The organism is Roseateles depolymerans (assembly GCF_003387155.1).
Classification (GTDB): Bacteria; Pseudomonadota; Gammaproteobacteria; order Burkholderiales; family Burkholderiaceae_C; genus Roseateles; species Roseateles depolymerans.
Genome location: NZ_QUMT01000001.1, coordinates 76178 through 94469 on the forward strand (window position 1 = coordinate 76178; position 18292 = coordinate 94469).

Annotated in this window: 15 protein-coding genes and 1 riboswitch; of the genes, 4 read left to right on the forward strand and 11 right to left on the reverse strand. The window is 69.2% G+C overall.

Features of this window, described 5'->3' with window-relative positions:
* Window position 1 precedes the first annotated feature (1 nt).
* From DES44_RS00320 to thiC, 8 genes are all read right to left on the reverse strand, one after another.
* Complete coding sequence (locus DES44_RS00320; RefSeq protein WP_083525893.1) at window positions 2–1579, reverse strand: efflux transporter outer membrane subunit; 1578 nt, start codon at window positions 1577–1579, stop codon at window positions 2–4.
* Window positions 1576–2757, reverse strand: a complete 1182-nt coding sequence (locus tag DES44_RS00325) for an HlyD family secretion protein (protein ID WP_232310072.1) — start codon at window positions 2755–2757, stop codon at window positions 1576–1578. Before DES44_RS00325 ends, DES44_RS00320 begins: the two co-directional genes overlap by 4 nt.
* 698 nt (window positions 2758–3455) lie before the next feature.
* Window positions 3456–5366, reverse strand: coding sequence for an efflux MFS transporter permease (locus DES44_RS00330; protein WP_198164837.1), 1911 nt, complete (start codon window positions 5364–5366; stop codon window positions 3456–3458).
* Between the two features lie 235 nt (window positions 5367–5601).
* Window positions 5602–7248, reverse strand: a complete 1647-nt coding sequence (locus DES44_RS00335) for a bifunctional hydroxymethylpyrimidine kinase/phosphomethylpyrimidine kinase (RefSeq protein ID WP_083525891.1) — start codon at window positions 7246–7248, stop codon at window positions 5602–5604.
* Window positions 7248–8090 (reverse strand): thiazole synthase, encoded by an 843-nt coding sequence (locus tag DES44_RS00340; protein ID WP_083525890.1) that lies wholly within the window; start codon window positions 8088–8090, stop codon window positions 7248–7250. The genes DES44_RS00335 and DES44_RS00340 overlap by 1 nt, the downstream gene beginning before the upstream one ends.
* Before the next feature lies 1 nt (window position 8091).
* Entirely contained in the window at window positions 8092–8316 is a 225-nt protein-coding gene (gene thiS, locus DES44_RS00345) for a sulfur carrier protein ThiS (RefSeq protein WP_198164835.1), read from the reverse strand.
* A 6-nt stretch (window positions 8317–8322) separates the two neighbouring features.
* A complete protein-coding gene (locus tag DES44_RS00350) occupies window positions 8323–9420 on the reverse strand; it encodes an FAD-dependent oxidoreductase (protein ID WP_058936697.1) in 1098 nt (365 codons plus the stop codon).
* 3 nt (window positions 9421–9423) lie between these two features.
* Window positions 9424–11355, reverse strand: a complete 1932-nt coding sequence (gene thiC / locus DES44_RS00355; RefSeq protein WP_058936696.1) for a phosphomethylpyrimidine synthase ThiC — start codon at window positions 11353–11355, stop codon at window positions 9424–9426.
* A 138-nt stretch (window positions 11356–11493) separates the two neighbouring features.
* A riboswitch (TPP riboswitch) is annotated at window positions 11494–11616 on the reverse strand.
* A 383-nt stretch (window positions 11617–11999) separates the two neighbouring features.
* On the opposite strand from thiC, the gene DES44_RS00360 reads away from it, so the two are divergent.
* Window positions 12000–12842 (forward strand): energy transducer TonB, encoded by an 843-nt coding sequence (locus DES44_RS00360; protein WP_058936695.1) that lies wholly within the window; start codon window positions 12000–12002, stop codon window positions 12840–12842.
* A gap of 103 nt (window positions 12843–12945) precedes the next feature.
* Here the strand turns inward: DES44_RS00360 and DES44_RS00365 are convergent, their stop codons facing one another.
* Window positions 12946–13887 (reverse strand): LysR family transcriptional regulator, encoded by a 942-nt coding sequence (locus DES44_RS00365; RefSeq protein WP_058936694.1) that lies wholly within the window; start codon window positions 13885–13887, stop codon window positions 12946–12948.
* Window positions 13888–14020: 133 nt separating this feature from the next.
* Here DES44_RS00365 and DES44_RS00370 point away from each other — a divergent pair, with 133 nt between their 5' ends.
* The 3 genes from DES44_RS00370 to DES44_RS00380 all read left to right on the forward strand — a co-directional run bounded on the left by DES44_RS00370 (window position 14021) and on the right by DES44_RS00380 (window position 16962).
* Window positions 14021–14632: an FMN-dependent NADH-azoreductase gene (locus DES44_RS00370; protein ID WP_058936693.1), complete on the forward strand. Its 612-nt coding sequence runs from the start codon at window positions 14021–14023 to the stop codon at window positions 14630–14632.
* 63 nt (window positions 14633–14695) lie between these two features.
* A complete protein-coding gene (locus DES44_RS00375; protein ID WP_058936692.1) occupies window positions 14696–15571 on the forward strand; it encodes a pirin family protein in 876 nt (291 codons plus the stop codon).
* Window positions 15572–15627: 56 nt separating this feature from the next.
* A complete protein-coding gene (locus DES44_RS00380; RefSeq protein ID WP_147306906.1) occupies window positions 15628–16962 on the forward strand; it encodes a hypothetical protein in 1335 nt (444 codons plus the stop codon).
* On the opposite strand, the gene DES44_RS00385 is transcribed toward DES44_RS00380, so the two are convergent.
* Both DES44_RS00385 and cueR read right to left on the reverse strand, forming a co-directional pair.
* Window positions 16887–17831 (reverse strand): pirin family protein, encoded by a 945-nt coding sequence (locus DES44_RS00385; protein WP_058936690.1) that lies wholly within the window; start codon window positions 17829–17831, stop codon window positions 16887–16889. The two genes, DES44_RS00380 and DES44_RS00385, sit on opposite strands and share 76 nt — an antisense overlap.
* Entirely contained in the window at window positions 17828–18289 is a 462-nt protein-coding gene (gene cueR, locus DES44_RS00390) for a Cu(I)-responsive transcriptional regulator (RefSeq protein WP_083526118.1), read from the reverse strand. The genes DES44_RS00385 and cueR overlap by 4 nt, the downstream gene beginning before the upstream one ends.
* Window positions 18290–18292 lie beyond the last annotated feature (3 nt).

Consider the following 18292-nt stretch of genomic DNA (forward strand, 5'->3'; position numbering starts at 1 on the left):
GTCAAGGCAGCGGCCCCCCCAAGGCCCGGATCAAGGCAATGCGGTTCTCCAGCGCCGTCTGCTGAATCCGGATCAATTCATTGTCCTGCGCAAATAGATTGCGCTGCGCATCCAGCTCCTCCAGATACCCCGCGTAGCCGGCTTCATAGCGGTCATGGGCGTACTGCAGTGAACGGGCCAGCACATCTCGCCGCTGCAGCGCAAAGCGTTGTTGCTCGGCCAGTCGATCCAGACCGGCCAGTGCGTTCTCCACTTCCGACAAGGCCGTCAGCACTCGGGACCGGTAGGTGAAGGCCGCCTGATCTCGCTGTGCAGCGGCAATGTCGAACTGGGACCGCAGGCGGCCGGCATCGAAGATCGGGGCCAGCGCACTCGCGCCGATGGACCAGACGCGAATCGGGTCGTAGTCCAGCGCATTCACATACAGACGGCCCGCAGACGCACTTAGCGACACCTGCGGCAGAAAGGCGCTTTGCCGCGCGGCGAGCGTGGCGTCGGTGGCGGCCAGCTGGCGTGCGGCCTGCACGATGTCGGGCCGCCGCTCCAGCAGGGCTGACGGCACCAAGGCCGGTGGCGCGGGCAGGCTGAGCTGATCAAAAGCGAGGCCGCGCGGCTGGTCCCGGGCCGTGTCCCCCGTCAGCAAGGCGAGCGCATGTTCCTGCCGGCGGATGGCCAGCTCCTGCTGGGGAATGGTCTGGGCCACCGAGGCATACTCCGCCTGCGCCTGGGTCAGTTGCAGCTGGGAGATGTAGCCCACGCGGGCCTGATCCTCCGCCAGGCGCAGGGCCTCCTGGCGGGACACCAGCGTGGCGCGGGAGAGCGCCAACTGCGCATCCAGCGCCAGCAGCGCCACATAGGACTGCACCGTGGTGGCGGACACGCTCAGCGCCGCGCCGCGCTGGTCCGCCTCGCTGGCTTGCAGGCGCAGCGCAGCGGCGCGGGTCAGGTCCCGGTTGCGGCCCCACAAGTCCAGTTCCCAACTGGCAGCGAGGGCCGGCTGGATGACGCGGCTGTCGGAGACACCGGTCGATTGCAGCGTGCGCGTGGCCTGGAACGGAACCTGGAGATTGAGCGTCGGATATTCCGTTGCGCGGCTGGCGCTCAGCGTGGCGCGGGCTTCCTCCAGTCGGGCACCCGCCAGCAGCAGGTCGCTGTTGTGGGCCAGGGCGCGGTCCACCAGCGCGTCCAGCACCGGGTCTCCGAAAACCTTCCACCAAGGGGCGACCAAGGTTGCGCCGGGTGACGTGCCTTGCGAAGTGCCTTGCGACGAGTCCTGCGAACTGCCGGGCGGCGTGCTCGCCAACATGCTTTGCGAAGTGGGCTGAGCTGCGCCTTGCGCGGTGCCCTGAGGAGCAGTTGGCGCAGGACTCTGAGCTGCGCCTTGAGCGGCGCTCTGAGCAGCGCCTGGGCCAGCACGTTGCGGATCGGGCGCGTCGTGACGCCAATGAGCCGGAACGGTGACCTGTGCGGTTTCAGGCGGCGGTGGAATCGTCGGCGCGCATCCGGTCAACAGGCCCGTTCCGATCCACAAGGCCAGCGGCAGGACAGGGCCACACCCCCTGACAGGCCTGCTCCTCATCGCGAAGCTCCTTCACTGCGTACCGAAGCGCCCGGCGCGCTTTCGGTCCTCCGACCTGTCGCACCGGAGTTTGCGGCGCCACTCGCCGCACCACTCGCCGCACCACTTGCCGCACCACTTGCCGCACCGCCTGCCGCGCCACTTGCGACGCCACTTGCGGCGCCACTCGCGGCCCCACTGGCGGCCGTGTCCACGCTCACCACCACCGACATCCCCGGCCGCAGCCGCGAAGCCATCGACTGATCCGGATCCAGCGCGATCCGCACCGGCAGGCGCTGCACCACCTTCGTGAAATTGCCGGTGGCGTTATCCGCCTTGAGCACGCTGAATTCGGAGCCGGTCGCCGGTGCGAGCTGCTGCACTCGTCCGGTGAAGGTCACGCCTTTGAGCGCATCCGCCCGAAAGCTCACCGGCTGCCCGACTTGCATGTGTCCGGTCTGCGTTTCCTTGAAGTTGGCCACCACCCAGAACTGCCGCGGCACCAGGAACAGCAGCTGCGAGCCCGCCGACACATACTGGCCCAGCCGCACCGACACCTCACTCACCTGCCCGCTGGCCGGCGCCTTCACCACGGTGTTGGCCAGATTGATGCGGGCCTGCGCCAACTGCGCATCCGCCGCCTCCACCTGCGCCTTCAGTCCGGCACGGCCCACGGTGGTGGCCTTGACCCGTTCTTCGCCAATGCGGATGTCGGCCTTGGCTTTCTCGACATTGACCTGCGCCAGACGATGGCTGCTGCGCACCCGGTCGCGTTCATTCAGGGAGACCGAACCCCTCTGGGCCAGCGCTTCCACACGGCCCAGCTCCGCGTCGGCGCGGGCAAGTTCTGCCTGGGCCGAGGCCAGGGTCGCGCGTGACGCGGAGAGCGTTGCCTGGTTCTGCGCCTGGGACTGGGCAAAGTTGTCCAGTTGCGCGGCGGCATTGGCGCGCTGCGCCTGCGCCAGGTCCACGGCGGCCTGGTAGAGCCGGTCGTCGATGCGCAGCAGGGGCTGTCCCGCCTGCACGTCCTCGAAGTCCCTCACCAGCACCTCCACCACATAGCCGTTCACCTGCGGCGACAGCACCGTGACCGCGCCGCGCACGTAGGCGTTGTCCGTGGTCTCGACGCTGCTGTTGAAGGGGCCGAGCTCCCAGGCGCGCAGGATCAGGACGATGCCGACCGCCATCACCACCAGCATCAGCACGATGGCGGTGGTGGAGGCCTTCAGATATTTGGGCGGTGAGGCAGGCGACGGAGTGGGTGCTGCAGCCGCAGAAGGCGCAGGGGCCGCTGGAGCCGCTGGAGCGGGCGCCGAACCCGCTGAAGACGCCGGAGCCGCTGGAGTCGCTGGGTCAGCAGACGGTGTTGCCGACGGAGTGGCTGTCGGAGCGGACTGTGGAGAAGCAGGTGAAGCCATCGGAGAAGAAACTGCAGGAGGGGTCGGTGATGCAGAGGGCGTCGGTGACGACTGCAAGAGCGGTGAGGGAGGAGGAACGCCTGCCCCGTTCGCGGAAGCGGGCGCGTAGGCGGCGGACTCAGGCAAGGTGCTGTCCGTCGGCAGCGCAATGTCCGCGCTGGCCGTCGATGTGGACGACGACGCCAGATCGAGCGCGGCGGCCGCTTGAGCATCGGCGGGGGCGGTGGAGGTGGAGCGCTCCGGCGGGTAGCCCGGAATCGGGCGGACGGGCGGATCCGCAGGCGCTGGGGTCGCAGGCGCCGAGGACGTCGGCGTCTCCGGAGCAGCAGCTGGAGCTGGAGCAGAAGCGGGCGCTGGAGCAGAAGCGGGCGCTGGAGCAGAAGCGGGCCCTGGAGTTGAAGTTGGAACTGCAGCGGGAGCAGCACCGGGCGCGGGCAGTCCCTGATCCGGGCGAGGGTCTTTGGAGGGCGGCGTTGGACTCATGCAGGACGACTCCCGGCAGTAACAGCGGAGGGCGACGATGGCGCCGATGGGTGCGGTGCGGCCACGCTCACAGGCGCGGGCGCGGGCACGGGCACGGACGCGGACACAGACCCGGACGCGGAAGCAGACGCGGACCCGGATGTAGGTGGAGGCACGGCCGACCCCGAAGGCGGCGTCGGCCCGGACGCCGAAGGCCCCACGGCGTCCCGAGCCACCCTCGCCGCCTCGCGCCGTTTCGCCCAGGCCGTCCGCCCCAGCAGTGCCAGCAGCCACAGCAGGAACCCGATGGCCGTCATGGCACTGAACATGAACACATCGTTGTAGGCCCGCACATTCGATTCCCGCCGGGCCACTTGCGCCAGTTGAGCCGCGCCTTGCGCCGCTCGCAGGACCTGGTCGCTGATGACGCCCGACAGCGCCGCGCCCTGCGCCGCGATGCGCTGCGAAACGATCGGATCGGTCCGGTCCAGTGTCGCCACCAGCGACGCGGAAAACTCATGCTCCCGATGCAACTGGTAGGTGTTGAGCAGCGCCGACCCCACCAACCCCCCGAGCGTCTGCGTGATCGAGAACATCACCGAGAAGGTCACCATGTAGGCCGGCCCGTTCTTCAGCGCCTGGCCGATGCCGATCAGCATCAGCGGCCCCATGAACATGCCGGCCCCCACCGACAGCAGGAACTGGCTCAGGAAGAAGTCCTGCGGCCTGTCCAGGCTGGTGCGGTGGTGGTCCAGCAGCCCCGCCACCGCGAACAGCACGATGGACAGCAGGATCTGCGGAATCAGCGTCTTGGGCGTGAAGGTGATGGAGCAGGCCAGCATGCCCAGCACCATGCCGGCCAGCACCACCGCGAAGAGCGGCTGGAGCTGGTCCGGCCCCATGCCTTGCGCACGCAGGAAGTTGACCGCGCCCACCGACTGCTCGGCGGTCAGGAACCTCAGGATCAGCCCGCCCAGCACAAAACGCAGCGTGGCGCCGTTGGCAAACCACCGCGTCTGGATCAGCGGATTCACCCGGTGATGCTCAATGAGCACCGCCGTCGTCACCAGCACCAGCGCGGCGATCAGCAGCCAGGCCAGCCACGGCGTGTCCAGCCACCAGTGCAGGTAGCCCTGCACCAGCACCGCCACCACCATGGCCACAGCGGGCGCCATCAGGGCGAAGGTGAGGAAGTCCAGCGGCTCGAAGACCTTCATCTGCACGCCCGGCGGCAGCTTGAGCATGACCACACTGGCGAAGGCGCACAGCGCCAGTCCGGCCTCGAAGAGATAGAGGTTGTGCCAGGTGCCGCCGCCCTGATCCAGCAGCGCCGGGGACACCACCCAGGCCAGCGGCGCGGCCAACTGGCCAATGCCGACGCCGATCACCAGCATCTTGCCGGTGTGGGTCCGGGGCATGCTCTGCAGCATGTAGAGCAGGCACAGCGTGCTGCAGGCAGCGCCGGCCAGGCCACTGGCGGCGCGCACCATCAGCGTGGTGGCAAAGCCACCCACGGCCAGATGCAGCAGGGCCAGCATGGCGTAGATGCCCAGTCCCACCTCGGCAAACCAGCGCATGCCGAATTGCTGGCGGCATTTGAAGACGAGCAGGTTGGCCGTCACATTCACCATCACGTAGGCGGCTGAGAGCCAGGCCCCCTGCGAAGGCGTCAAGCCCAGTTGGCCCTGCAGCACCGGCAGATTGGCGGTGACCAGTCCGCTGCCCAGTGCGCCGGTAATGCCCACCAGCACCGCCACCAGCGCATAGGCGGCCCGCCGCCAGGGCGGATGCCAGGGCATGGAGGGGGACCCCGGCATCGACGGTTTTTCATGCTCCTGCCAGTCCGGGATCGGCTTGAGCAGCGGCGGCGTCACGACCGGAGGCGGCGACGGCGCAGGGGAGGGCGGCGATGCGGAGGACCAGGCCACGAATGTTCCCGAATGGAGTGCGACGACAAGAGATGCCGGGCAGCAGGGCAAGCGACGGGCCCATTATTCGGAAGCCGGACAAATGCGCCATCCCCTCAACGATGGCGCATCGGAGCCATCCTCGCCGCCGGGACCGCAACGACCGTCGCATGCCGGGGTGGGGGACCGGCTGACGCGCGGTTGGCCGGTCGGCACACGGTGGGTCAGGGAGGCCTGGTGGGCCAGGTCGGTCCGCTCATCGTTGCGGCGAGCGTGCCAGCCAGTCCGGCGCCGCCCGCACCAGGCACACGGCGGACGCCCCCGCCTCCCAGGCCGCTTGCACCTGGTGGTCGTCCAGGATGCCGCCAATGGCCACCACGGGCCGACCGGCCATCCGGGTCCACCAACCCAGTTGCGCCAGGCCTTGCGGCTGCCAGGGCATGTCCTTGGTGGTGGTGGGCCAGAGCGGGCCGCAGGCGATGTAGGTGGGGGCCACCGCGCGCGCCCGGCACAGCTCCCAGAGGCTGTGGCTGGAGAGTCCCAGTTGCAGGCGACCTTGCTGGCAGCGTTGCTGCAAGTCCTGGCGCTGCGCCGGCGTCAGGCCGGCCCAGTCCTCCTGTCCCAGGTGCAGGGCGGTCGCACCTGCGTCCAGCGCGAGTTGCCAGTGGTCGTTGATCCAGACGGCGCAGCGGTGGTCGGCGCCGCTCGCCAGGGCCTGCCGGATGCTGCTTCGCAAGGACGCGTCGTCATGCGGCCCGGCCCCTTCCTGGGCGGCGCCGCGCTTGATCCTCAACTGGACATGGCTGAACACGCCCGATTGCGCAAACGCCGCCACCTGCTCGGGTCGGTCCGTAATGGCGTACAGGCCGTGGGTGAAGTCGCCGCCCTGCGCCGGCCGGCCCTGGAGCGCCAGCGTCCATTGCTGCAGCAGCGCTGGCGACAGCAGCTCCTCATCCGACTGGGACATCACCGGCATCGCTGAAGCGTCTGCGATGAAGGCGGCGTTCGGCCGCAGCGGACCAGGCCCGGCGCCGGCGGCATGGCCGTCGCGCAGGGCTGTCCACGTCAGCATTTTGGCCAGGATCACCGCATCCGGCAGCGGGAAGCCGCGTGCAAGCGCGGCGGCGGCCGCGGTGGCGAAAGTGCATCCGGAGCCATGGTGGTGCAGCCGCTGACCGGGGGGCGGTTGCAGGCGCGGCAAGGCGATCCAGCCGGTGGCCAGCGGCGAGTCCAGCCAGTCCAGCGCCAGTGCGGTGCCGTCCGGCAGGGCCCCGCACGACTCGTCGTCCCCGCCGGTGATGCACACGGCCTGCGCGCCCAGTCGCCGCAGCCGACGGGCCAGTTCCGGCACAGGCCACTGCCCCGCCGCGACGCCCAGCAGCCGCTCGGCCTCGCGGCGGTTGGGCGTGATGAGCACGGCCTGCGGCAGCAATTGATGCCGGTAGGCCGCCAGCAGCTCGTCGTTGCAGAAACTGGCGCCACCGGCAGTGGCCCCCAGCACTGGATCGACCACCAGCCAGGCATCCCCGCGCTGCGCCAGCAGCACGTCCACCGCGGACGCGCTGGCCAGCAGGCCGGTCTTGATGACACGCGCCGGCAGGTCCGACCGCAGCGCCTGGAGCTGCGCTCGCAAGGTCGCCGTAGGAACGGGAAAGACGCCCTGCACGCCTTCGGAATGCTGGGCTGTGACGGCCGCCACCACGGTGCACAGGTGCACGCCCAGGGCCGCCGCAGCGCGGGTGTCCGCCGCCAGGCCTGCGGCGCCGCCGCTGTCGGTGCCGGCCACGCTCCACATCAGCGGTGGCGTCGGGTCTTGCGTCCAGGGACGAAGGGAGAGGGCCCACGGATCGACATCGGGGGACCAGGGAGAGGGCAGCGAGGGATGGGGGACCAGTGGCGGCATTACGCGTCCCCCAGCAGGAAGGCGTGACCACTGACCGGCGTACTGGCCACCGCCATCGACTGCGGGGCCATGAGCCCGGCACGCCAGGCCTGACGACCCGCCGCGACGGCCTGGCGAAACGCGCCGGCCATGCGCACTGGATCCCGCGCCTGCGCCACCGCGCTGTTGAGCAGCACCGCATCGAAGCCCAGCTCCATCGCCTGCGCCGCCTGGGACGGCGCGCCGATGCCGGCATCCACCACCAGCACCGTGTCCGGCAAGCGCTCCCGCAGGGTCCGAAGGCCAGGCAGGTGCAGCAGCCCCTGGCCGGAGCCGATCGGCGCGCCCCACGGCATCAGCAGCGGGCAGCCGGCGTCGAGCAGTCGCCGTCCCATCACCAGGTCCTCGGTGCAGTAGGGGAACACGACGAAGCCTTCGCGCACCAGCTCCGTGGCGGCGCTGAGCAGCTCGATGGGATCGGGCTGCAGCGTGTGGTCGTCACCGACCACCTCGAGCTTGATCCACGGCGTGTCGTAGAGCTCACGGGCCATATGGGCCAGGGCCACGGCCTCCCGGGCACTGCGGCAGCCGGCCGTGTTGGGCAGCAGCCGGACGCCGCGGGCACGGGCGTCGGCCAGCGCATGGGCCAGGGCGCCGTTGTCGCCTTGCAGGGTGCGCTTGAGGCCGACGGTGAGCACCTCGCTGCCCGAGGCTTCGATCGACTCGCGCAGCACTTGCGGGCTGGGGTGACCGGCCGTGCCGAGGAAGAAACGGCTGGTCAACGAGACGTCACCGATGCGGAGGGGATCGGCCGCCGATGAAAGAGAGGGCGGCTGTGCGGGCTGAGAGTGGAAAGCGGACATGTCAGCCTCCGACGATGGGTTGGAAGAGCAGCACCTGGTCACCGTCGGACAGGGGCGTGGTCGAGCGTGCTGCACGGGGAACGAAGCGTCCGTTCAGGGCGGTGGCCACGCCGGCGGGCGGCAGCGGCTGCAGCGCCTCCAGCGCAAGAAGGTCGGAGAGGTGGCTGCCTGCGGGCAACTGCAGTTCGCGGTCATCCAGCCGGATGGTGATGGGGGCGGTGGTCATGGGGGATCACGGAGCAGATAAGGAAAGGCTTGGAGGGCGCACGTTCACCAGTGCGTGGAGCTGCGCCAGCCCGGCCGCGGCCAGCAACTGCTCCACCAGCGCTGGCGCCAGCAGCCAGCCGTGTCGGTACAGGCCGTTCAGCCGCAGCAGACCGGGCTCGTGATGGGTCATCGGCAGGTTGTCCGGCAGGGCCGGCCGCAGATGCCGATCCAGACGCAGGATGCGGGCTTCCGCCAGCGCCGGCACGATGCTGTGCGCCGCGGCCATCAGCTCCACCGCCGAGCGCAGCGAGACCGGGCTGCGGTCCCCGCTTTCGATCTCGCTGGCGCCGACCGCCAGTTCCTCATCGGTCCGGGGCACCAGGTACACCCGGTGACGGGGATGCAGCAGCCGCACGGGGCGGCGCAGCCCGTGGCCGGGCAGCGATAGCGTGACGATCTCGCCCCGCACGCCGCGCACGGGCAGATCCGGCGCGGTGCCCAGGCCCCGGGTATCGATGACCCAGTCCGCCCGCAGCCATTCGCCCGAAGCGAGCCGCGCCTGGCCTGGCGACACGGACAGCACCGGGCAGCCCCAGCGCCAGTCCACGCTGATCCCCGACTGCGTTGGCGCCGGCGTCAGCGCCTGCGCCAGCGCGTGCATGGCCGCGACCGGACCGATCAGGCCCTCTCCCGGCAGCAGCCAGCCGTGAAGACCCGGCACGAGCGCCGGCTCCAGGCTGTGCAGTGCGTTGGAATCCAGCGCCTGCGCGCCAGGGATCAAGGCCAGGATGCGCTGCGCCGCGCCCAGGTCGCTGCGATGCGCCAGCAGCAGGCTGCCGTCACGCCGGAACGGCACCTCGGCCGGTCGCAGGGCCTGGACCAGCCCCGCCCACAGCGTCAGCGAACGCCAGCCCCAGGCGGCGACCCGCGCACCGCCCTGTTCCTGCTCGGCCAGTGGACTGAGCATGCCAGCGGCGGCAAAGGCGGCAGCCCCGGTGCCGTCGAAATGCGGCTGCGCATCCGGCGACGGGTCGCACACCGTCACCGCATGACCGCTGCGAACCAGCGCCCAGGCGCAGAGACGGCCGGCCAGGCCCGCCCCCGCGATCACGATGCGGGCCATGGCTCAGGCCGGCTGGATGGGGATGTAGAGCTCGCTGCCGCCGGTGCGGAATTCCTCGCTCTTGGCCCGCATGCCGGCTTCGGCGTCCGCCTCCAGCTTGGCGCTGTAGTCCCGCACGTCCTGCGTGATCTTCATCGAGCAGAACTTGGGTCCGCACATCGAGCAGAAATGCGCCACCTTGGCACTGTCCTTGGGCAACGTCTCGTCGTGAAATTCCCGTGCCGTCTCCGGATCCAGCCCCAGGTTGAACTGGTCTTCCCAGCGGAACTCAAAGCGCGCCTTGGACAGCGCATCGTCCCGCGCCCGCGCTGCCGGATGGCCCTTGGCAATGTCCGCCGCATGGGCCGCGATGCGGTAGGCCATCAGCCCCTGCTTGACGTCGTCGCGGTCGGGCAGCCCCAGATGCTCCTTCGGCGTCACATAGCAGAGCATGGCGCAGCCGAACCAGCCGATCATGGCCGCGCCGATGCCGCTGGTGATGTGGTCATAGCCCGGCGCGATGTCGGTGGTCAGCGGGCCCAGGGTGTAGAACGGCGCTTCGTCGCAATGCTTGAGCTGCTCGGTCATGTTGGCCTGGATCATGTGCATCGGCACATGGCCCGGGCCTTCGATCATCGTCTGCACATCATGCTTCCAGGCAATCTTGGTCAGCTCGCCCAGCGTGCGCAGCTCGGCGAACTGCGCCTCGTCATTGGCATCGGCCAGCGAGCCCGGCCGCAGCCCATCGCCCAGCGAGAAGCTGACGTCATAGGCTTTCATGATCTCGCAGATCTCTTCGAAGTGCGTGTAGAGGAAGTTCTCGCGGTGATGGGCAATGCACCACTTCGCCAGGATGGAACCGCCGCGCGACACGATGCCGGTGCGGCGCTTGACCGTCATCGGCACGAAGGGCAGGCGCACGCCGGCATGGATGGTGAAGTAGTCCACGCCCTGCTCGGCCTGCTCGATCAGCGTGTCGCGGAACAGCGCCCAGGTCAGGTCCTCGGCCACGCCGCCGACCTTTTCCAGCGCCTGATAGATGGGCACGGTGCCGATGGGCACGGGGCTGTTGCGGATGATCCAGTCCCGCGTGGTGTGGATGTTGCGGCCGGTGGAAAGGTCCATCACCGTGTCCGCGCCCCAGCGGGTGGCCCACACCAGCTTCTCGACCTCTTCCTCGATGCCCGAGCTCACCGCCGAGTTGCCGATGTTGGCGTTGACCTTCACCAGGAAGTTGCGGCCGATGATCATCGGCTCGAGCTCGGGATGGTTGATGTTGGCCGGCAGGATGGCGCGGCCGCGGGCGATCTCGTCCCGCACGAATTCCGGCGTGATGAAGCCGGGGATGCTGGCGCCCAGCCCCTGGCCCCGCAGGCGGCTTTCGCGCTCGGCATCGGCGCAGTACTCCTTCATCCAGGCGCGCCGGCCGTTTTCGCGGATGGCCACGTATTCCATCTCGGCGGTGATGATGCCGCGACGGGCATAGTGCATCTGCGTCACGTTGCCGCCGCGCAGGGCGCGACGCGGCTGGCGGGTCAGCGCGTCGGTCTGCGCGCGCAGCGCCTGCTGCTGGGTGGCTTCGCGCAGGCCATCGTCGAACAGCTGGATGGGGCGGCCTTCATAGGCTTCGGTGTCGCCGCGCGACTGGATCCAGGCGGCGCGGGGCGTGGGCAGGCCCCGGCGCACGTCGGTCGCCTGGGCCGGGTCGGTGTAGGGGCCGGAGGTGTCATACACCGCGATGCGTTCCCCGTTGGTCAACTGGATGTCGCGCAGCGGCACCCGCAGGTCGGGGAACAGCGTGCCCGGCTCATAGGTCTTGGTGGACGCCGGCAGCGGCGCGCGGCTGGCGGCCAGGCGCTGCTGCACATCCAGGGGCGACGATTCAGCCGCCGGGGTGGACGAAGAGGGAAGCGGCGCGGATTGCGCGCTGGTAGCAGGGGACAGGTGTTGCGACATCAGGGGTCTCCGGTGGAGCACCGGAGGCTGGGCCTGGGCCGGTCGCGGGCGCGAGTGGCCCGGACCCGGCCGCGCCGCCGGGGCGCATGTCGCGGACCCGCCGCGGATGGGAGGGTCCCTGCATGGCCACCACAATGGGCGCGAGGGGCAGGCTCTTCTTACGCCGGTACGAACCGGATCAAGTTCAGCGGGTCCACGGCTTCATCGCCATGTCTCAGCCCGTGCCGCGTTGTGCGGCCCAGGGCTCCCCGGAGCAGGCGCGCAGTATAGGGGGCGCTGGTGCCCGGGCTCAAGCGGTGGCGCCGCGCACGGCCTGGCCCTGCACCGTCGCAGGGCCATGTGCACCGCAGCATGGCGGTCAGGGCCGGTATGGGGCGGTCTGGGGCTGTCTCCGTTACAAACCCGTCGCCATGGGGCTTGCACGGGATCGGACCCGAGTTGTGATTTTTCCGACGAGTGCAGCAAAGAGGGCACAAACCTCGGGCAAATACCGAGCAGCAGTCGCGGGGGTGACTTCTTACACTTTGTCGCTACTCGCCGCGGGTTTGCTTACAAAGAAGAAGCGGCATTGCCTTAAGAGGGTGGGAATCATGAGCAGTCGTTCTCGCAGGGTCCTGGTACCCAGCTGTCTGTCCGTGTGCTTGATGCTGGCAGGTGCAGGCGCGTGGGCGCAGGCGGCCGGTGCCAGCTCGCCCGGGGCCAACGGCGCCGCCGCCTCGGGGGCCGCCACTGCCGACGGCAAAGCCCAGCTCAGTGACGTCGAGCGCGCCAAGCGCGATGCCGACAAGGTCTTCCAGTGGATCAAGTTCCACGCGGAAAAGGGCGAGACCAAGAAACCCGAGCATCAGGCCAAGAGCGACGCCAAGCCGGAGCCCAAGCCGCAGCCGCAGGCCCAGGTGGCCAAGGCAGTGGCGCCCGCGAAGAAGGCGGACAGTGACGACGGCCGCACCGTGGCCAGTGCCAGCCCGGCCGATGCGCAGCGTGGTGATGCCGGTGGACTGACCCGCACCTCGCTGACGTCTGGTGCTGCGGGCTCAGGCAGTGCCTCAGCCAATGGGTCCGGTAGTGGGTCCGGCAGTGGTGCCGCCGCGACCGTCGCGCAGGCCAACCCGGCCTACACCGGCCGCATCCCCGAGACCATGGCCATGGCCGCCCCCGCCACGACGCCGACCGTGGGCGTGCCCGCCGCACCGGCCCAGCAGCCGGAGCCTGAACCGGCCCCGCTGCCGGAAGAAGAGTCGCCCCTGCGCCTGATCACCAAGGTGGATCCGGAATATCCCCGGGCCCTGCTGGCGCAGCAGCGCAATGGCTCGGTGATGGTCAAGTTCGTGGTCCAGCCGGACGGCACCGTCAATGGCGTGGAAGCCCTCAAGTCGCCGGACCGCAAGCTCAGCGCCGCCGCAGTGGCCGCCGTCAAGCAGTGGCGCTTCGCACCGGTGACCAAGCCTCGACCGGTCAGCGTGGAGATCGGTTTCCAGATGGAGTGACGACGCCGGCAATGGCCCGCTCGTAGGGATGTGTCAGCGCTGGAGCCGTCGCGCTGAACCATTGGCGCTGAGCCTCTGGCACTGAAGCTTCAGCGCTGCAGGTCTAGCGCTCGAAGATCGCCGACTGATCCAGCGGCGTCAGCGTCGCCGCCATGGCATCCAGGAACACCCGGGTGCGCAGCGGCATCAAGCGCCGCTGCGGAAACACCGCCCAGCAGGTGCTGGGTTCCGCACACCACTGCGGCAACACCCGCACCAGCTCCCCGTTGTCCACAAAGGTCTGCGCGTACTGGTTGCCCACCCAGGTGATGCCCAGGCCGTCCCGGGCCATCTGCAGCAGCATGTCCGGCGCATTGGCCAGGGTGCGCCGCTCCGGCACGCCCACCCAGGTGCGCTGGTCCTCCGGGGCGGCCTCGTGATGGGCGAACAGGCGCCATGGCAAGGCATCCCCACCGCGGCTCAGGATCATCAGGCCATGCATGCTGATCAGGCCCTCGGGCATCTGCGGCTCGCCATGCCGCTGCAGATACGCCGGTGAGGCATACAGCCCGCTGCCGAAAACGGCCATGCGGCGGGCGGCCAGTTGGCTGTCTGCGGGCAACTCTCCCATGCGCACCGCCAGGTCGAAGCCCTCGGCGATGAGGTCGACACGGCGGGGAGACAGGTCCAGCTCCAGCTGCACTTCCGGATAGTCGCCCACGAACTGGCTGAGCATCGGGCGCAGCATCTGATGGGCAAAGTCCGCCGGCATCGACACCCGCAGGCGACCCGTGGGGCGCTTTTGCCGGTGCAGGGCCAGCGCCAGGGCGCTGTCCACCTCGCCGGCCAGCGCGCGGGCATGGTCCAGCACGCCCTGGCCGAAATCGGTCAGCGTGAGGCGACGGGTGCTGCGCTGGAGCAGCTTCTCTCCCAGGCGCTCCTCCAGCGCGGCAATGCGCCGCGACACGGTGGACTTGGGCAGATGCAGGCGCTCCGCCGCGCGGCTGAAGCTGCCGGCCTCCATCACACGGGCAAACACCAGCAGGTCATCGGCATCCAGACTCATGGCCACAGGGGCGCTCGGCCCGATTGTTCGTTCAATGGAACAATCTTATCCAATCGGTGGGCTTCTGATGCTCCGGGGTTCTCAATACAGTGAAGCCATTCCCTCACACCCCTGATGCAACCGGAGAGTCACCATGAACATTCTGCAAATCAACTCCAGCGCCCGCCGCCTGCATGACGGCCAAGGTTCGGTCTCCACCCTGCTGGCCAACGAAGTCGTGGCCGGCCTCGTGGCCCGCAACCCCGGCGCCAAGACCACCGTGCATGACCTGGCGGCCAATCCGCTGCCTCCGATGGACGAAGCCACGCTGGGCGCTCTGTTCACCCCGGGCGAGCAGCGCAGCACCGACCAGCAGGCCCGCGTCGCCCTGAACGACAGCCTGATCGGTGAACTGCAGGCTGCCGACGTGATCGTGCTGGCCGCGCCGATGATCAACTTCGGCGTGAGCTCGCAGTTGAAGAACTGGATCGACGCCGTGGCCCGTGCCGGCGTGACCTTCCGCTACGGCGCCAACGGCCCTGAAGGCCTGGTGACCGGCAAGAAGGTGATCGTGGTGACCACTCGTGGTGGCGTGCATCGTGGCCAGCCGACCGACAACGTCGTGCCCTACCTGAAGGTCACCCTGGGCTTCCTGGGCATGACCGACGTGGACTTCATCTACGCCGAAGGCCTGAACATGGGCCCTGAAGCCACCGCCCAAGGCCTGGCGGGTGCACGCGCCGAAATCGCCTCGGTGCTGGCCTGATCGTTCCCCGACCGCCCGCCGCTGGGCGGTCTGACCGACTCCTCTGAAGGAAAGGACCTTGTCATGTCTGCCGTTGTTTCCCCGAACTTCACCGTTGCGAGGCCCCGTCAGGTCGAGCGCCTGGTGCAGGGGATGGCCACCAGCGATGGGGCGGGCGTCAAGCTCACCCGCGTGCTGACCCATGACCTGCAGCGGCGGCTGGATCCCTTCCTGATGCTGGACGCCTTCGGCACCGACAATGCCGACGACTACATCGCCGGCTTCCCCGACCATCCGCACCGCGGCTTCGAGACCGTGACCTACATGCTCGAAGGCCAGATGCGCCACCGTGATTCGGCAGGCCATGAAGGCCTGCTGGGCAGCGGCGGCGTGCAGTGGATGACGGCCGGCCGCGGCGTGGTCCACTCGGAACTGCCGGAGCAGCAGGAAGGCCGCATGGAGGGCTTCCAGCTGTGGCTGAACCTGGCGGGCCGGGACAAGATGTGCGAGCCCTGGTACCGCGACATCACCAGCAGCGAGATCCCGGAAGCCCGGCTGCCCGGTGCCACGGTGCGCGTGATTGCCGGCAGCAGCCACGGGGTGGACGGCGCCATGCAGCGCGAGACCACCGAGCCGCTGTACCTGGACATCCATCTGCAGCCCGGCACGTCTTTCGAGCAGGCGATTCCGTCCACGCACAACGCCTTCCTGTATGTCTACCGGGGCGACGTGCGCTTTGACACCGGCTGCAAGGTGCCCGCGGGCCGCATGGCCATCCTGGCCAACACGGCCGGCGCGGATGGCGTGCGCTTCGAGGCGGGCGAGGAGGGCGCGCGGCTGATCCTGATCGCAGGCAAGCCGCTGAACGAGCCGATTGCGCAGTACGGCCCCTTTGTCATGAACACCGAAGGGGAGCTGCTGCAGGCGGTTCGGGATTTCCAGGCGGGTCGCTTCGCCTGAACTTCTGACGGCGCCGCCCTGACTGAAGGACTTTCGGTACTTCAGGAGGGCGGCTCATGTCGTTTCCGATCTCGGGGGGCGCACCGTCCGGGTCGGGGCTGGACCCTGCGTCCCCCCACAACACCAGCGACCCCAGCGACTCCACCGACCCGGGACCCAGCTCCCACACTCGTTCGGGCCCATCGGCTGCGCTCGTGGAACGGTCCACGCTGTCACCGGGGGCTGCGGCCCTGGCCTCTTCGGCCGGGCGTTCCTCGGGCGGTTCAGACCTGCTGCGCGGCGAGTACTACACGGGCGACATGCCCATGTGCACCTACCTGCGCACTGCGAATGCCGAGCAGGTGAGAGCCCAGTTGGACGCTTCGCTGGAAAGGCTGGCGCACGTCCTGCCGGGCCCGGGTCAGCAGCAGTCGCTGACGACCGCCACAGCCCAGCTGCGGCGGGACATGGAACGCAGCGACAAGATCAATGCCGAAATGATGGGGCACGGCAAACGCTGGCTCGAACGTTTGATCCATCAGCTGGAGTCCGCCGCCCCGGTGAGCAGCAGCGATCGCGCCCACCTCTGTGGAGAGCTCACCCGGGCGCTGGTCACCCATAGCATGCCGCCCGGCAGAGCCTTTGGTTGCGCCCTCCACGCGCTGCAGGCGCGAGTCCCGGGGGGGAGCGCTGCGAACGGCTTTCGCGCCCTGCTTCAAGAGCGCGCGCTGACGATCTGGATTGCCGGACAAGCCAATATGGCCCAGCGGGTCCAGAATTTTGGCACCGACAGGATGGTCGCTGCGCTGCTGGACGGTTTTGGCTTCAGCCCCGACCGGGCTCGTTTGAACCGGCCGCTGCCGACCGTCACGGCGGAAGAGCTGAACCAGGCGGCCGGCGCCATCGAAAACCGGCTCGCTTCGCTGGTCTTGCCCGTGGCCCACGACATCCTCAACCGTGTCGGGGACGTCTTCGAGATCGCCTATCGCTACCCGCTCGGGCCGTCGACGCCACCGTCCGCTGCACAGCAGACGGCGCTGACGCAGACCCTGAAGTTCTTGCAGGACGCGATGGGCGTCGATCTCATGACCACCCTGCGCGCCTTCAACACGCCCTCGAGCTCATCCTGGAGCCTTGTTGACATGGCGCAATTGGCCCAGCGCATCAAGGAGCTGTTGCCGGAGCTGTCCCACGCGCCGTCGCCCCCCGATCGGGAGCCGGGTATCAATCCCCTGGCGGATGCCCTGGTGATGCTGGCGCCTCCGTCCGAGGGCGATGGGTCCACCAGTTCGTCCGCCAACAGCTCCCCGGAGATGGAGCTGCGAAGCGCCACTCGTCAGGACAGGGGCTCCGGCGCCACCGGCACCTTCAGTGCAGGCACGGGCGGCGCCAACAGGCGTGGGCCCACATAACCGTGCACGGCCCCGAAGACGCTGCCGTCCTCATGCTGGTTCCATTCGGCCGCATAGCCGTGCATCTCCTCGCGGCTGCGGCCCACGAAGTTCCACCACAGCAACACCGGCTCATTGAACGGCGGCCCGCCCAGCAACAGCGCGCGGCTGCGGCCCCCACCCGACAGCAGCTTCAGCGACCGGGCCCCCGGCGCCACATACAGCAGTTGCCCGGGCGTGCTCAGGCCGGTGGATTCATCCCCCACCGTGACGACCATCTCGCCCTCCAGCACCATCAAGCCATATTCATAGTCGGGATGCAGCAGCAGCTCCGCCTGCGCCGCATGGGTCGCGCTGAGATCCATGCCCAGCAGCGGCGTGTGGCTGGGCACCGGAGAACGGTGACCGCCGAACTCACCCATCAACAGCATGGTGTCAAAGTCGCCGGTCTTGAAGTGCGGCATGACCGGGAAATGCTCAAAGGCGGGCGGCATGTGCCGCACCGCATCGGGCAGGGCAATCCACAGCTGCGCCAGTTGCAGGCGTGAGGTCAGCGACTCTTCCGAGTGACTGATGCCGCGTCCGGCTGTCATCAGGTTGACCTGTCCGGGACGCAGCACCTGCTCCGAGCCCAGGCTGTCGCGATGCAGGATTTCGCCTTCGATCAACCAGCTGAAGGTCTGCAGCCCGGTGTGGGGATGCGGACCCACGCGCATCGGACGGTCCGGTGCGAGGTCCGCCGGGCCGGCATGGTCCAGAAAACACCAGGCCCCCACCATGCGGTGCTTGGGCGTGGGCAGGGCGCGGCGGATGGTGAGTCCCCCCACATCGCCCAGGTGCGCCTGCAGGCGCTCCCAGCGGGCAGGGACGGCATCGGGGTCGAGAGTCATCGGGAGCCTCCTTCGGCAAGATCGTCAAGAATGGGACAGTCGGGGCGGTCGTCCCCGCGGCAGCAGTCGGCCAGCTCGGCCAGTGTGCGCCGCATCGCCTGCATCTCGGCCAGGCGACGGTCCAGGTCGGCAATATGGGTCTGCGCAATCCGCTTGACCTGGGCACTGGCGCGGCGGCGATTGCGCCACAGGGCCAGCAGCTCGGTGATCTCCGCCATCGAGAACCCCAGGTCCCGGGCGCGACGGATGAAGCGCAGCAGGTGGACCTCCCGCTCGCCATAGAGGCGGTACCCCGCCTCGGTGCGGGCGACGGGCGGCAGCAGGCCGAGCTGCTCGTAGTGGCGCAGCATCTTGGCGGAAACGCCGGAGCGCTCCGCCGCTTCCTTGATGGTCCAGCGGGCCTCGGGGTGGACCGGCGCGCCGGCCGGGCCGGTGCCGGAGTCCTTGACGGGCGGCATGGC

What these genes read in the sequence shown, in the direction of transcription:
- DES44_RS00320 (WP_083525893.1), bottom strand. Translation starts at nt 1,579, where the DNA reads ATGAGGAGCAGGCCTGTCAGGGGGTGTGGCCCTGTCCTGCCGCTGGCC.
- DES44_RS00325 (WP_232310072.1), bottom strand. Translation starts at nt 2,757, where the DNA reads ATGCTGGTGGTGATGGCGGTCGGCATCGTCCTGATCCTGCGCGCCTGG.
- DES44_RS00335 (WP_083525891.1), bottom strand. Translation starts at nt 7,248, where the DNA reads ATGCCGCCACTGGTCCCCCATCCCTCGCTGCCCTCTCCCTGGTCCCCC.
- DES44_RS00340 (WP_083525890.1), bottom strand. Translation starts at nt 8,090, where the DNA reads ATGTCCGCTTTCCACTCTCAGCCCGCACAGCCGCCCTCTCTTTCATCG.
- thiS (WP_198164835.1), bottom strand. Translation starts at nt 8,316, where the DNA reads ATGACCACCGCCCCCATCACCATCCGGCTGGATGACCGCGAACTGCAG.
- DES44_RS00350 (WP_058936697.1), bottom strand. Translation starts at nt 9,420, where the DNA reads ATGGCCCGCATCGTGATCGCGGGGGCGGGCCTGGCCGGCCGTCTCTGC.
- thiC (WP_058936696.1), bottom strand. Translation starts at nt 11,355, where the DNA reads ATGTCGCAACACCTGTCCCCTGCTACCAGCGCGCAATCCGCGCCGCTT.
- DES44_RS00360 (WP_058936695.1), top strand. Translation starts at nt 12,000, where the DNA reads ATGCTGGCAGGTGCAGGCGCGTGGGCGCAGGCGGCCGGTGCCAGCTCG.
- DES44_RS00365 (WP_058936694.1), bottom strand. Translation starts at nt 13,887, where the DNA reads ATGAGTCTGGATGCCGATGACCTGCTGGTGTTTGCCCGTGTGATGGAG.
- DES44_RS00370 (WP_058936693.1), top strand. Translation starts at nt 14,021, where the DNA reads ATGAACATTCTGCAAATCAACTCCAGCGCCCGCCGCCTGCATGACGGC.
- DES44_RS00375 (WP_058936692.1), top strand. Translation starts at nt 14,696, where the DNA reads ATGTCTGCCGTTGTTTCCCCGAACTTCACCGTTGCGAGGCCCCGTCAG.
- DES44_RS00380 (WP_147306906.1), top strand. Translation starts at nt 15,628, where the DNA reads ATGTCGTTTCCGATCTCGGGGGGCGCACCGTCCGGGTCGGGGCTGGAC.
- DES44_RS00385 (WP_058936690.1), bottom strand. Translation starts at nt 17,831, where the DNA reads ATGACTCTCGACCCCGATGCCGTCCCTGCCCGCTGGGAGCGCCTGCAG.
- cueR (WP_083526118.1), bottom strand. Translation starts at nt 18,289, where the DNA reads ATGCCGCCCGTCAAGGACTCCGGCACCGGCCCGGCCGGCGCGCCGGTC.